5 protein-coding genes and 1 CRISPR repeat array (1 of these 6 cut by a window edge) are annotated in these 13201 nt (G+C 70.7%); all 5 genes read left to right on the top strand.

Annotated features, from left to right (window positions below; all coding sequences use genetic code 11):
- Positions 1–21 precede the first annotated feature (21 nt).
- The 5 genes from cas7e to cas2e are packed head-to-tail and all read left to right on the top strand — an operon-like array spanning position 22 to position 3950.
- Positions 22–1152, top strand: a complete 1131-nt coding sequence (gene cas7e, locus ACFQWG_RS12360; RefSeq protein ID WP_380975754.1) for a type I-E CRISPR-associated protein Cas7/Cse4/CasC — start codon at positions 22–24, stop codon at positions 1150–1152.
- Entirely contained in the window at positions 1149–1874 is a 726-nt protein-coding gene (gene cas5e / locus ACFQWG_RS12365; RefSeq protein WP_380975756.1) for a type I-E CRISPR-associated protein Cas5/CasD, read from the top strand. Before cas7e ends, cas5e begins: the two co-directional genes overlap by 4 nt.
- A 2-nt stretch (positions 1875–1876) precedes the next feature.
- Complete coding sequence (gene cas6e, locus ACFQWG_RS12370; RefSeq protein ID WP_380975758.1) at positions 1877–2593, top strand: type I-E CRISPR-associated protein Cas6/Cse3/CasE; 717 nt, start codon at positions 1877–1879, stop codon at positions 2591–2593.
- A complete protein-coding gene (gene cas1e / locus ACFQWG_RS12375) occupies positions 2590–3588 on the top strand; it encodes a type I-E CRISPR-associated endonuclease Cas1e (protein WP_380975760.1) in 999 nt (332 codons plus the stop codon). Before cas6e ends, cas1e begins: the two co-directional genes overlap by 4 nt.
- Entirely contained in the window at positions 3588–3950 is a 363-nt protein-coding gene (cas2e, locus tag ACFQWG_RS12380; RefSeq protein WP_380976337.1) for a type I-E CRISPR-associated endoribonuclease Cas2e, read from the top strand. The genes cas1e and cas2e overlap by 1 nt, the downstream gene beginning before the upstream one ends.
- A 27-nt stretch (positions 3951–3977) precedes the next feature.
- Positions 3978–13201: a CRISPR direct-repeat array (repeat unit 28 nt; unit sequence GTGGTCCCCGCCTGCGCGGGGATGAGCC); it runs 5695 nt beyond the window's last position.

A 13201-nucleotide genomic window follows, 5' to 3' on the forward strand; every position in this document is an offset into this window, starting at 1 on the left:
ACTCACCGAAAGGCTCCTTCCATGACCCGTTTCATCGACGTCCACGTCCTCCAGACCCTTCCTCCCTCGAACCCGAACAGGGACGACACCGGGTCGCCGAAGTCCGCAACCTTCGGCGGTGTGCGACGCATGAGGATCTCTTCCCAGGCCATCAAGCGCGCCACCCGCACGGACTTCGAGGAGACGCTTCCCAAGGAGGAACTCGGCATTCGTACCAAGCGGATCGTCCAGGTGCTCCGCGACGAGATCGTCCGACAATCACGTGAGCTGGAAGACCGCGCCGCTGAGCTCTCCGACATGGCGATGACGGCCATCGGCTTCAAGACCTCGGCCCCCAAGGCCAAGAAAGGGCAGGAACCGAGCGACGAGCAACTCGCGCAAGCGGGGTTCCTCGTGTTCCTCTCCGCCAAGCAGATCGAGCACGTCGCCGACGCCGTCATCTCCGTGGCCGACGAGGACGACCCGGCCAAGGCGTTCAAGGCGCTCAAACCGAAGAACCTGGTCGACACCGACCACTCCATCGACATCGCCCTGTTCGGACGCATGGTGGCCGAGCCCGAGAGCCTCAACGTCGACGCCGCCTGCCAGGTCGCCCACGCGCTGGGGGTCGGTCCGGTCACCCCTGAGTACGACTACTACACGGCCGTCGACGATGTGAAGACGGATGAGGAGGACTCCGGCGCGGGCATGATCGGCACCGTCGAGTTCACCTCCGCCACCCTCTACCGCTACGCGACGATCAACCTGCCCATGCTTGAGAAGAATCTCGGCTCGAAGCAGGCGGCGCAGGAAGCGGTCAAGGCCTTCGTCGACTCCTTCGTCCGTTCCATGCCGACCGGCAAGCAGAACACCTTCGCCAATCGCACGGTGCCCGACGCCGTGGTCGTCCAGGTGCGCGACGACCAGCCGATCAACCTGGTCGGGGCCTTCGAGGACGCGGTGGAGGCCGACGGTCACGGGTTCGCGCGTCCGGCTGTCCAGCGTCTGGTCACGTTCGAAAAGGACCTGCGCGAGGGAACGGGCCTCCTCCCCGAGAAGACCCTGGTCTCCTGGTCCTCTGACCGCGCCGCGAAGATCGGCGAGCTCGGCGAGCGCGTGCCCATGGCGGACCTCGGGAACGCGACCGTCGCGGCCATCGAGGAGCTGTCGTGAGCTCCATCCTAGTCCTCAGGCTTGCGGGCCCCATGCAGTCCTGGGGATCCACGAGCCGCTTCACCCGGAGGTCCACGGAGGCCTTCCCGACGAAGAGCGGGATCGTCGGCCTGCTGGCCGCCGCCCAGGGCCGCAGACGGGTCGACCCGATCGAGGATCTTGCGGGGCTGCGTTTTGCTGCGCGCATCGACCAGCCCGGTGAGATCCTCCGGGACTTCCACACGGCGCACAGGGGTGAGGTATCCATGCCGCTGTCGCAGCGCTACTACGTCAGCGACGCCGTCTTCACGGCTTTCGTTGAAGCCTCCGACGAAATGATCGGAACCCTGGTCGATGCGCTGTGCCATCCGGTGTTCCCCCTCTACCTGGGCAGGCGCGCCTGTCCGCCGACGATGCCCCTGTTCCTGGAGACCAAGCAGACGTCACTGGCCGACGCCGTCGACACGGTGGAGTGGCAGGCGGCGCGCTTCCACAGGCTCCAGTTCCGTTCCGATGCGACGGTTCGCCTGCGCGTCGTGGCCGACGCCGGGACGTTCCCGACCGAAAGGGTGACGTCCACGCACATGCTCCAGGACGTGCCCGAGAGCTTCGACTCCGAGCGCCGGCGCTATGCCCTGCGTGCCGTCGAGGAGGCCACGGCGGAGATCGCGAACCCGGAGTTTGAGGAACAGCAGATCGTGTCGGTGCGCGACGGCGAACACGACCCGATGGGAGTGCTTTGAGAATGTACCTGACACGTATCTACTTGGATCCACGTCGGCGGGGGTGCCGAGATCTGGTGGCCTCGTCCCAACGCCTCCATGCTGCGGTGCTCGGCGCCTTTGCGCCGGGAGCGCGACGGGAGGCCGACGGACAGCGCGTTCTGTGGCGCCTCGACGAGTTGGAGGGCCGTCGGCTGGCGCTCTTCATCTCCTCCCCCGTGGCACCCGACCCGGCCGCCCTCGTGGAGGCCGCGGGGTGGCGGACGGAGGGAGGAGTGACGACCCGGCGGACCGACGACTTCCTGGCGTCTCTCGCCGCCGGGCAGCGGTGGCGCTTCCGGGTCACCGTCAACCCCACCTACAGGTCCGCCGAGGAGCGGGACGCGAAGGGACGCAAGAAGGTCCTCGGTCACGTGACCGTCGACCAGCAGACCCGTTGGCTCCTGGACCGTGCCCCGGCCAACGGGTTCCGGATTCCCGGTGCGGCGGAGCTGACGGGAGACGTCGCGCGCGCCACCGACGAGGACGGGACGGTCATCGAGATCGACGAACCGGTCATCTCCCTGGTGGGCCGTGACCTGCAGAAGTTCCGCCGGGGCGACGCTCTGGTGACGCTCCAGAAGGCGACATTCGAGGGAACCCTCGAAGTCACCGATGCTTCGCTTCTGCGCTCCGCCCTCGTCGGGGGGATCGGACGGGCGAAGGGGTACGGCTGCGGACTCCTGACGCTGTCGCGATGACGAACGGAATCCCGGGGGCGCCGCCACCCGATCCCAAGGACCTCGTTCGCGCGCAGGACAGGTTGACGTTCCTCTACGTCGAGAGGTGTGTCATCCACCGCGACTCCAATGCACTCACGGTCACGGATTCGAGGGGCGTGGCCCACGTGCCGGCGGCGGCGCTGGGAGTGCTGATGATGGGGCCGGGAGTGCGCATCACGCACTCCGCGGTGTCCCTGCTCAGTGAGTCCGGCTCGACGGCGGTGTGGGTCGGGGAGAACGGCGTGCGCTACTACGCGCATGGCAACCCGCCCTCGCGCTCCTCCCGTCTGCTCATCGCCCAGGCCGCGGCCGTCAGCGACCCTGCCGCTCGGCTGACGGTCGCCCGACTGATGTACCAGATGCGATTCGAGGGGGAGGACGTCTCGAAGCTGAGTATGCAGCAGCTACGAGGGCGTGAGGGTGCGCGCGTGCGTCGGCTCTACCGGACACACTCCGAGCGCACCGGAGTTCCCTGGGACCGGCGCGAGTACGACCCGGAGAACTTCGATGACGGATCGGTGGTGAACAGGGCGCTGTCCGCGGCGAACTCCGCGCTGTACGGTGCCGTCCACGCGGTGATTGTGGCCCTGGGGTGTGCGTCGGGATTGGGGTTCGTACATACCGGGAACTACCGGTCATTCGTCTACGACATCGCCGACCTGTACAAGGCGGACCTGTCGATCCCCATCGCCTTCGACGTGGCGGCGCTGGAGCTCGAGAAGGGAGTCGGCTCCGAGGCGAGGACCAGGATGCGTGACGCGATGCGCGAGGCGCGCATCCTGGCGACCTGCGTCCACGACATCAAGGGGCTGCTGGCCGAGGTACGTCCCGAATTGGTCGGCGGCTCCTCTGGGGATCCGCGGGACGACGGAGACTTCACGGACGATCTGCTGGTCGAGGACCTGGCCCTCTGGGACGACCGGGGGGCGACCGTCGCCGCGGGCATCTCCTACTCCGAGGGGTACGAGGAATGATGGTGTTGGTGCTGTCTGCTGTCCCCGAGGGGCTGCGCGGGCACGTCACGCGGTGGTTGATGGAGGTGTCGACGGGGGTGTACGTCGGGAACGTCAGTCCACGGGTCCGGGACCGCCTGTGGGACATCGTCGAGGAGACCATGGGAGGTGGGCGGGCCACGATGGTGTTCTCGGCGCGCAACGAGCAGGGGCTCGCATTCCGTGTGCTCGGCGATCCGTGGGAGCCCACGGACTTCGAGGGTCTCACGTTGATGATGCGGCCGACGGCGTCGGTCGGCGAGGAAGGAGGCTCCAGACCGGGAATGAGCAAGTTTCAGCGGTACCGCCGGGCGCGCGGGCAGCGTCCAAGATCTGGCGACTGACCGGAGTATCTTGGCTGTTCAAGAAGCGTGGTCCCCGCCTGCGCGGGGATGAGCCGACAGTGTGCATGGCTGGCAGTTCCAGCCGTCCGTGGTCCCCGCCTGCGCGGGGATGAGCCGGAGAAGTGGGAGGCGTACGACCGGCTCACCGCGTGGTCCCCGCCTGCGCGGGGATGAGCCCGCGGTTGCTGCGATCTCGGCAGCCTGACCGACGTGGTCCCCGCCTGCGCGGGGATGAGCCCCGGAAACCCGCGTTGCCAGACGCCTCGAAGGAGTGGTCCCCGCCTGCGCGGGGATGAGCCCCGGGGTCAGTCACCGGCAAGCTGTACGCCACCGTGGTCCCCGCCTGCGCGGGGATGAGCCCCGGCAGCGCCTGGAGGGCGCCGACGCCACCGAGTGGTCCCCGCCTGCGCGGGGATGAGCCGACGGGCATGTTCACGTTGGAGGGCACGTCGCGGTGGTCCCCGCCTGCGCGGGGATGAGCCGCCGAGGTCGTGGCCCGCCGGGTGAAGAACCCGGTGGTCCCCGCCTGCGCGGGGATGAGCCCGGCGTGAAGCCCGAGCAGGCCGTGTCCAGGGCGTGGTCCCCGCCTGCGCGGGGATGAGCCGCGGACCAACGCAGCGAACATTCGGTCGATCTTGTGGTCCCCGCCTGCGCGGGGATGAGCCCCCGCGCCCATACACGAGCCGGTCCCGCTTCCAGTGGTCCCCGCCTGCGCGGGGATGAGCCCTCGCAGCCGACACCACGGCGCCCGAGCCTCACGTGGTCCCCGCCTGCGCGGGGATGAGCCGCACAGCTAGATGCCCCAGGAGGGGCAGGGGGAGTGGTCCCCGCCTGCGCGGGGATGAGCCATGACGGGGCAGTCGAACTCCTGGGCCATCAGCTGTGGTCCCCGCCTGCGCGGGGATGAGCCGTGGGGGAACCCGTTCCGCGTCGGCGAGGAGTTGTGGTCCCCGCCTGCGCGGGGATGAGCCCCTCGACGGCATCGCGGAGGAGGTCGGGAGCATGTGGTCCCCGCCTGCGCGGGGATGAGCCATGAGCAACGGGAGGCCGCCCTCCTCGAAGAGCTGTGGTCCCCGCCTGCGCGGGGATGAGCCTCGAAATCGGCGAACTTCTTGACCGCGACGCCAGTGGTCCCCGCCTGCGCGGGGATGAGCCGTCATCGGCATCGCCCTCCAGTCCCCCAGGGATGTGGTCCCCGCCTGCGCGGGGATGAGCCCCAGGAGCCTAGAGGTCCCGGCGGACCCGCGCTGTGGTCCCCGCCTGCGCGGGGATGAGCCTGTTCCCCGTCACTGTGATCTCACTGCTCACTGGTGGTCCCCGCCTGCGCGGGGATGAGCCGGCCGCCTGATGAAACCGACCCGCTTGTACACGGTGGTCCCCGCCTGCGCGGGGATGAGCCCGTCTGCCGCGAGATCCGCGTCGACTCGACCATGTGGTCCCCGCCTGCGCGGGGATGAGCCGTCCTTGTGCCCCTTGATGGGGAGGTTGCCCCAGTGGTCCCCGCCTGCGCGGGGATGAGCCCCCGTCAGAAAAACTACCGTTAATGACAAACTCGTGGTCCCCGCCTGCGCGGGGATGAGCCGTACAGCCGAAAAGTCTGATTTCCGGTGGCCTTGTGGTCCCCGCCTGCGCGGGGATGAGCCCCCGCCCCATCCGCGACAATCTCCAGCACGCCCGTGGTCCCCGCCTGCGCGGGGATGAGCCCCGGTAGGTGGTCTCCTCGTCGACGAGCTCGGCGTGGTCCCCGCCTGCGCGGGGATGAGCCCTGCCGTTGGTCGGCCTTGTCGATGGCCTTGCCGTGGTCCCCGCCTGCGCGGGGATGAGCCTGTCCACGAAAACGACCCCCACCGAGACCAGTCGTGGTCCCCGCCTGCGCGGGGATGAGCCCTGCAATGTCCAGATCAGCACGGCGTGGCGCTTGTGGTCCCCGCCTGCGCGGGGATGAGCCCCCGCCCCATCCGCGACAATCTCCAGCACGCCCGTGGTCCCCGCCTGCGCGGGGATGAGCCCAGGAGCACGCCGTGAGCCGCCTGTGGGTCGTCGTGGTCCCCGCCTGCGCGGGGATGAGCCGTCCTCGAGACTGGCTTTCCTGAATCGGAGTGGGTGGTCCCCGCCTGCGCGGGGATGAGCCCCCGTACTCGGCTTCGGCGCGGACCGCGACCAGGTGGTCCCCGCCTGCGCGGGGATGAGCCGAACGGCTCGTGGAGCGATACGGCGGTCCTGCTGTGGTCCCCGCCTGCGCGGGGATGAGCCCCCGCCCCATCCGCGACAATCTCCAGCACGCCCGTGGTCCCCGCCTGCGCGGGGATGAGCCCAACTCCGCCGCATCCGCAACGCAGACGAACAGGTGGTCCCCGCCTGCGCGGGGATGAGCCTGGATGCAAGATCGTTGCTGGTCTTGCGCTGCCGTGGTCCCCGCCTGCGCGGGGATGAGCCTCCCGCCCGGCACCTGCTTGATGGCACCCCAGAGTGGTCCCCGCCTGCGCGGGGATGAGCCCCCGGCGCCACGCCTTCCTGCCCGCCGCCCGTAGTGGTCCCCGCCTGCGCGGGGATGAGCCCCCCGAAGACCCTCAGTCCGAGGTCCGCTACTAGTGGTCCCCGCCTGCGCGGGGATGAGCCTGCTTCCCTCGGCGTCGGATCAGGCAGCCCGAAGTGGTCCCCGCCTGCGCGGGGATGAGCCCTGATCCACCAGCTCGGTGGGCACGGGGGTGACGTGGTCCCCGCCTGCGCGGGGATGAGCCCTCCCCCACGGCGAAGGCAGCTTCTACCACCGCGTGGTCCCCGCCTGCGCGGGGATGAGCCCCGCCACGAGCTCGCGGCGGTGACCCGATGAGCGTGGTCCCCGCCTGCGCGGGGATGAGCCGAACTCAGTGAGTACGCGCCAGAACTCGTCACTGTGGTCCCCGCCTGCGCGGGGATGAGCCGCCGAAATGACGCTCCCGGACAGTTCAGCCTGCGTGGTCCCCGCCTGCGCGGGGATGAGCCCACTCGAAGCCTACGATCGCAAGCTCGCCAACAGTGGTCCCCGCCTGCGCGGGGATGAGCCGCTGTCCGGAGTTGGCGAAGCGTCAGTGAACCGGTGGTCCCCGCCTGCGCGGGGATGAGCCTTTCTTTGAGCAAGTCCATGTCGTCGTATTTTGGTGGTCCCCGCCTGCGCGGGGATGAGCCGGCCGCTCCATCGGGAGTGGCGGCCCGGATCGTGTGGTCCCCGCCTGCGCGGGGATGAGCCCTGGGCGATCGCGGCCGCCACAGTCTGCGCGTCGTGGTCCCCGCCTGCGCGGGGATGAGCCTCCCAGATCAACACGGGTCGGCTCGCCGAGCGCGTGGTCCCCGCCTGCGCGGGGATGAGCCGGCCTCTTTCAGTCAAAACGGGTCGGGTCGACGGTGGTCCCCGCCTGCGCGGGGATGAGCCCTACGCAATCGACTACAAGGTCCCTGCGTCCTCGTGGTCCCCGCCTGCGCGGGGATGAGCCCCCGGCATCCAGGGCCGCCGTCGTCGCATCCAAGTGGTCCCCGCCTGCGCGGGGATGAGCCCCCGGCATCCAGGGCCGCCGTCGTCGCATCCAAGTGGTCCCCGCCTGCGCGGGGATGAGCCGGGGGACGATGGGTGTGTACCCAAGTCGGTTCGGTGGTCCCCGCCTGCGCGGGGATGAGCCGGCCCGCCACGGCCTCCCGTTCGCTCTCAACGCGTGGTCCCCGCCTGCGCGGGGATGAGCCTGTCGATCATAGGAACAGTCATTTTTCTCATCAGTGGTCCCCGCCTGCGCGGGGATGAGCCCGGGCGCGCATAGACCCGTCGCGGACGTGTCTCGTGGTCCCCGCCTGCGCGGGGATGAGCCCGCGACTCTCAAGGACTCGAAGTCGGGCATCCAGTGGTCCCCGCCTGCGCGGGGATGAGCCGGCTGCCCGGGAGGACGTGGAGGCGGCGCGCGCGTGGTCCCCGCCTGCGCGGGGATGAGCCTGAGCAGCAAAACGGGACGCCGATCACCAGGCGGTGGTCCCCGCCTGCGCGGGGATGAGCCCAACGCATGTGCACGACGTCGGATCATCTTGTCGTGGTCCCCGCCTGCGCGGGGATGAGCCGCGCCCGGAGCGCCCAGGTCCAGCGCCGCGTAGGTGGTCCCCGCCTGCGCGGGGATGAGCCCCCCCGTCATCCACTGGTCCTACTACCAAGCGCGTGGTCCCCGCCTGCGCGGGGATGAGCCGGGCAGCAAGGTGAGCGTGGAGGGCACGCTCTCGTGGTCCCCGCCTGCGCGGGGATGAGCCCACCGCTACCTCGCTCTCAAGACGCTCCTCGGAGTGGTCCCCGCCTGCGCGGGGATGAGCCGATGTAGGCGTCCTCGGTGTCGCGCAGGATGCGGGTGGTCCCCGCCTGCGCGGGGATGAGCCCCCGGCGCGCGGCGATCCCTCGCCCGCGCGCCTGTGGTCCCCGCCTGCGCGGGGATGAGCCCACGTCGTACGGCTCGTAGTCGTCCGGGTCCTCGTGGTCCCCGCCTGCGCGGGGATGAGCCGGTCGACGGCGGGACGCGCGCCCGGGACTCGGTGTGGTCCCCGCCTGCGCGGGGATGAGCCCAGGTGAGTCGAATGGCTATCGACCTCTCTGAGGTGGTCCCCGCCTGCGCGGGGATGAGCCGGCGAACAATCGGGCTCCGGTGGTGACGGTCCCGTGGTCCCCGCCTGCGCGGGGATGAGCCGGAGCACACCATGAGCATCACGGACGACACCAGGTGGTCCCCGCCTGCGCGGGGATGAGCCTGATGGAAGCGACCAGCCCATCAACGTGATACTGTGGTCCCCGCCTGCGCGGGGATGAGCCTGCGGTCTGGGCGGCGGTGGCGGCCAACTGGGCGTGGTCCCCGCCTGCGCGGGGATGAGCCTTGTGACCTTACAGACTGTATAGAGGTAGACATGTGGTCCCCGCCTGCGCGGGGATGAGCCCACTCCGGCGATCGCGCGTGAGCTCGATCTCCCGTGGTCCCCGCCTGCGCGGGGATGAGCCTTGGCTGCCGTGCCGGTTGTCCTCGATGATCCCGTGGTCCCCGCCTGCGCGGGGATGAGCCCTGTACCGCGTGGAGCTGACCGTGAAGACGGACGTGGTCCCCGCCTGCGCGGGGATGAGCCGCGAAGACCGCCCCCACCCGGGCCCGCGAAGGGGTGGTCCCCGCCTGCGCGGGGATGAGCCTGTCGGCGGGGAGCTTCCGCAACTGCCTGGCGGGTGGTCCCCGCCTGCGCGGGGATGAGCCGGCCGTCGCCAAGGCCAGCGCGTAACCGGTGATGTGGTCCCCGCCTGCGCGGGGATGAGCCGCGCGCTTCGTGGTCACGGTCTCCTCGGCGGGCGTGGTCCCCGCCTGCGCGGGGATGAGCCTCGAGCACGGGACGCGGTAGCCTGGGGCTGTCGGTGGTCCCCGCCTGCGCGGGGATGAGCCGCCCTCGAAGCCCTGCGCGCCCACGGCTACATCGTGGTCCCCGCCTGCGCGGGGATGAGCCGTCCGCGCGGCCTCGTTCCTTCTACTGCCATTCGTGGTCCCCGCCTGCGCGGGGATGAGCCGACGACGATCGCGTCCGGGCTCGCCTTGTACCTGTGGTCCCCGCCTGCGCGGGGATGAGCCCATGGTCTGGTCCTCGCTGGCGCACCGGGCGAGGTGGTCCCCGCCTGCGCGGGGATGAGCCGGCCGGCCGGAAGGAATCCACGGCCATCCGCGCGTGGTCCCCGCCTGCGCGGGGATGAGCCCGCGCAGGCGACCAGGGACTCGGCTTCATGCTCGTGGTCCCCGCCTGCGCGGGGATGAGCCCACCACCGCGCCCACCGCCGTGATCCCCCCATCGTGGTCCCCGCCTGCGCGGGGATGAGCCGTCGTAGGGGGAAGCGGGCCGATCAACTTCTGCGTGGTCCCCGCCTGCGCGGGGATGAGCCGCGCTCGGCCTCACGTGGGACTGCGTGGACCTCGTGGTCCCCGCCTGCGCGGGGATGAGCCCCGGCGCTCACCTTGCGCGGCGAGGTAGGGCTTGTGGTCCCCGCCTGCGCGGGGATGAGCCTCCGGCAGAACCATCCGCAGCCGTCGAGTACGCGTGGTCCCCGCCTGCGCGGGGATGAGCCGGCCGCACAAGAGGGGCTGATCGTCGCCTCCCAGTGGTCCCCGCCTGCGCGGGGATGAGCCTGGGAACGCTGTCGCTGGGCTCGGCACTGCGGTGTGGTCCCCGCCTGCGCGGGGATGAGCCCGGCACTAACGGGACTAACGGCGCGAAGGGCGAGTGGTCCCCGCCTGCGCGGGGATGAGCCGCAGCTCTCCTACCGGCGTCCGCGCGACCCATCGTGGTCCCCGCCTGCGCGGGGATGAGCCCACGGAATCCATCCGAGCCCACATCGGCGCCCGGTGGTCCCCGCCTGCGCGGGGATGAGCCCATCATCCGCGATGTCCGCGAGCAGGTGTTCTGGTGGTCCCCGCCTGCGCGGGGATGAGCCGCGCCCGGAGCCCCCAGATCCACGGCACTGTAGGTGGTCCCCGCCTGCGCGGGGATGAGCCCCCCAACGCTCAGCGCAAGCCCTACCAGCCCCAGTGGTCCCCGCCTGCGCGGGGATGAGCCCCGCTGCTGACCCGGCCGAGCTGCACATGATCCGTGGTCCCCGCCTGCGCGGGGATGAGCCGCCACCTGGCTCCAAGCCAACCTCCGCGCCACCGTGGTCCCCGCCTGCGCGGGGATGAGCCCCCCAGAGGCTGACGCGGCGTCGAGCAGCGCCGGTGGTCCCCGCCTGCGCGGGGATGAGCCCATTGACGAGGACAACATCAAGGTCACAGACTTGTGGTCCCCGCCTGCGCGGGGATGAGCCGTTCCGAAGTAAGCGTTCGGGTCACCGTTCACAGTGGTCCCCGCCTGCGCGGGGATGAGCCGTCCGCGTTCAGCTCGTCAGGCGCCTCATGCAGGTGGTCCCCGCCTGCGCGGGGATGAGCCCTCCGACGCCAGCGCGGTCGTCGCGTCAGTGGGGTGGTCCCCGCCTGCGCGGGGATGAGCCCTCCCGGAGGACGCCGTCTGTGCTTTCCCGACTGTGGTCCCCGCCTGCGCGGGGATGAGCCCACCGTGGTCTCCTCCAAGGACATCCACAACCTGTGGTCCCCGCCTGCGCGGGGATGAGCCGCCGCCAGCGCCACCATCGTCACCGCCCTCACCGTGGTCCCCGCCTGCGCGGGGATGAGCCCGGATCGGCTCGGGTCGGCCGGTGATGATGCTGGTGGTCCCCGCCTGCGCGGGGATGAGCCCACCGCTACCTCGCTCTCAAGACGCTCCTCGGAGTGGTCCCCGCCTGCGCGGGGATGAGCCCCACTGGTAGTCGGGGCTGTACTTTTCGAGGTCGTGGTCCCCGCCTGCGCGGGGATGAGCCCAGCGACCAATCGACCCTGCTCAGCATGGACGGGTGGTCCCCGCCTGCGCGGGGATGAGCCCTGTGGATGTCGCTGAGCAACGTCGAAAGACCTGTGGTCCCCGCCTGCGCGGGGATGAGCCCGTAGCCCGTGAGCTGCTTGAGAGCATCGGCGTGTGGTCCCCGCCTGCGCGGGGATGAGCCCAGGTGAGGGGGCTGTCGTGGTGGTGAAGACGTGTGGTCCCCGCCTGCGCGGGGATGAGCCGACCGGCATCTGTGAGGACAGCTGGCCGACGAGGTGGTCCCCGCCTGCGCGGGGATGAGCCGACGCCGACTGCGTCATGCTCCTGCATCAGGAGGTGGTCCCCGCCTGCGCGGGGATGAGCCGCAGTCGTTTCAGGACCGAAATTGACCGGTGAGGTGGTCCCCGCCTGCGCGGGGATGAGCCGTCTTCGCCGCGCAGCTGGTCGAGCATGGCAAGGTGGTCCCCGCCTGCGCGGGGATGAGCCTGGGTTTGAGCCGAACGCGACTGTCGCGGCCGGGTGGTCCCCGCCTGCGCGGGGATGAGCCGGTCACTCTCGACGCGGTCATCGGCCCGTTCCAGTGGTCCCCGCCTGCGCGGGGATGAGCCACGTGCGTTCGCCCGCGAGCAGGTCGTCAGCATGTGGTCCCCGCCTGCGCGGGGATGAGCCGTCTTGTCACCGGTGGCCTCGCTGATCCGCTCCGTGGTCCCCGCCTGCGCGGGGATGAGCCTCAATGACGGAGCCTTCATGGGCGCCTTCTCTAGTGGTCCCCGCCTGCGCGGGGATGAGCCGCGCTGGCGGAGGGGAGCGCCATTCGGGACGCCGTGGTCCCCGCCTGCGCGGGGATGAGCCCGGCCCGCAGCCGCCGCGCGTCGAACTGCACATGTGGTCCCCGCCTGCGCGGGGATGAGCCGCGGTGACGGACTGTTATCAGATTGTGACCTGGGTGGTCCCCGCCTGCGCGGGGATGAGCCCACGACTGTCTGCTGCGAGCACGCGCTTGCCGAGTGGTCCCCGCCTGCGCGGGGATGAGCCTAGGTCGCCGCGCGCACCATGGATGACAGGTCCGTGGTCCCCGCCTGCGCGGGGATGAGCCGCTCGCCAAACCGGTCAACCAGCGATTCGAGCCGTGGTCCCCGCCTGCGCGGGGATGAGCCGCGGAACGCGAGCTCAGCCAGCTTGTGGATCTGGTGGTCCCCGCCTGCGCGGGGATGAGCCGGCGATCCTCGGCGTGAGCATCGGGTGCACGCCGTGGTCCCCGCCTGCGCGGGGATGAGCCCGGCAGGTCCGACAGGCGTTCCACAGACCGATCGTGGTCCCCGCCTGCGCGGGGATGAGCCCGGCAACGGTCATGGCCCCTCGCTGAGCATCGAGTGGTCCCCGCCTGCGCGGGGATGAGCCGGGTAGGATCAGCCATATCAAGCTCCTTCGTAGGTGGTCCCCGCCTGCGCGGGGATGAGCCGGTTTGGCCCCCAAACGTTGACGTCTTTCAACGGTGGTCCCCGCCTGCGCGGGGATGAGCCGGCGTGGATGACGGAGGTCGCCTGACCCGGCCTGTGGTCCCCGCCTGCGCGGGGATGAGCCCTCGGGCGGGACGATCACGTAGCGGCCGTCCGTGTGGTCCCCGCCTGCGCGGGGATGAGCCCTCGGATTGCGTATTTGCGAGAACGTAGATTTCGTGGTCCCCGCCTGCGCGGGGATGAGCCGCCGACGCGGAACACGACGCGCAGGGCCTTCGTGTGGTCCCCGCCTGCGCGGGGATGAGCCCTCGTCGGCGGTGATCTCGCCCTTCGCCATAGCGTGGTCCCCGCCTGCGCGGGGATGAGCCGTCCAGCATCGTCCGGTTCCGCCAGCCCTCCCCGTGGTCCCCG

Origin of the sequence: Schaalia naturae, assembly GCF_042665795.1 — a bacterium.
GTDB classification, from domain to species: domain Bacteria; phylum Actinomycetota; class Actinomycetes; order Actinomycetales; family Actinomycetaceae; genus Pauljensenia; species Pauljensenia naturae.

What these genes read in the sequence shown, in the direction of transcription:
- cas7e (WP_380975754.1), top strand. Translation starts at nt 22, where the DNA reads ATGACCCGTTTCATCGACGTCCACGTCCTCCAGACCCTTCCTCCCTCG.
- cas1e (WP_380975760.1), top strand. Translation starts at nt 2,590, where the DNA reads ATGACGAACGGAATCCCGGGGGCGCCGCCACCCGATCCCAAGGACCTC.
- cas2e (WP_380976337.1), top strand. Translation starts at nt 3,588, where the DNA reads ATGGTGTTGGTGCTGTCTGCTGTCCCCGAGGGGCTGCGCGGGCACGTC.
- cas6e (WP_380975758.1), top strand. Translation starts at nt 1,877, where the DNA reads ATGTACCTGACACGTATCTACTTGGATCCACGTCGGCGGGGGTGCCGA.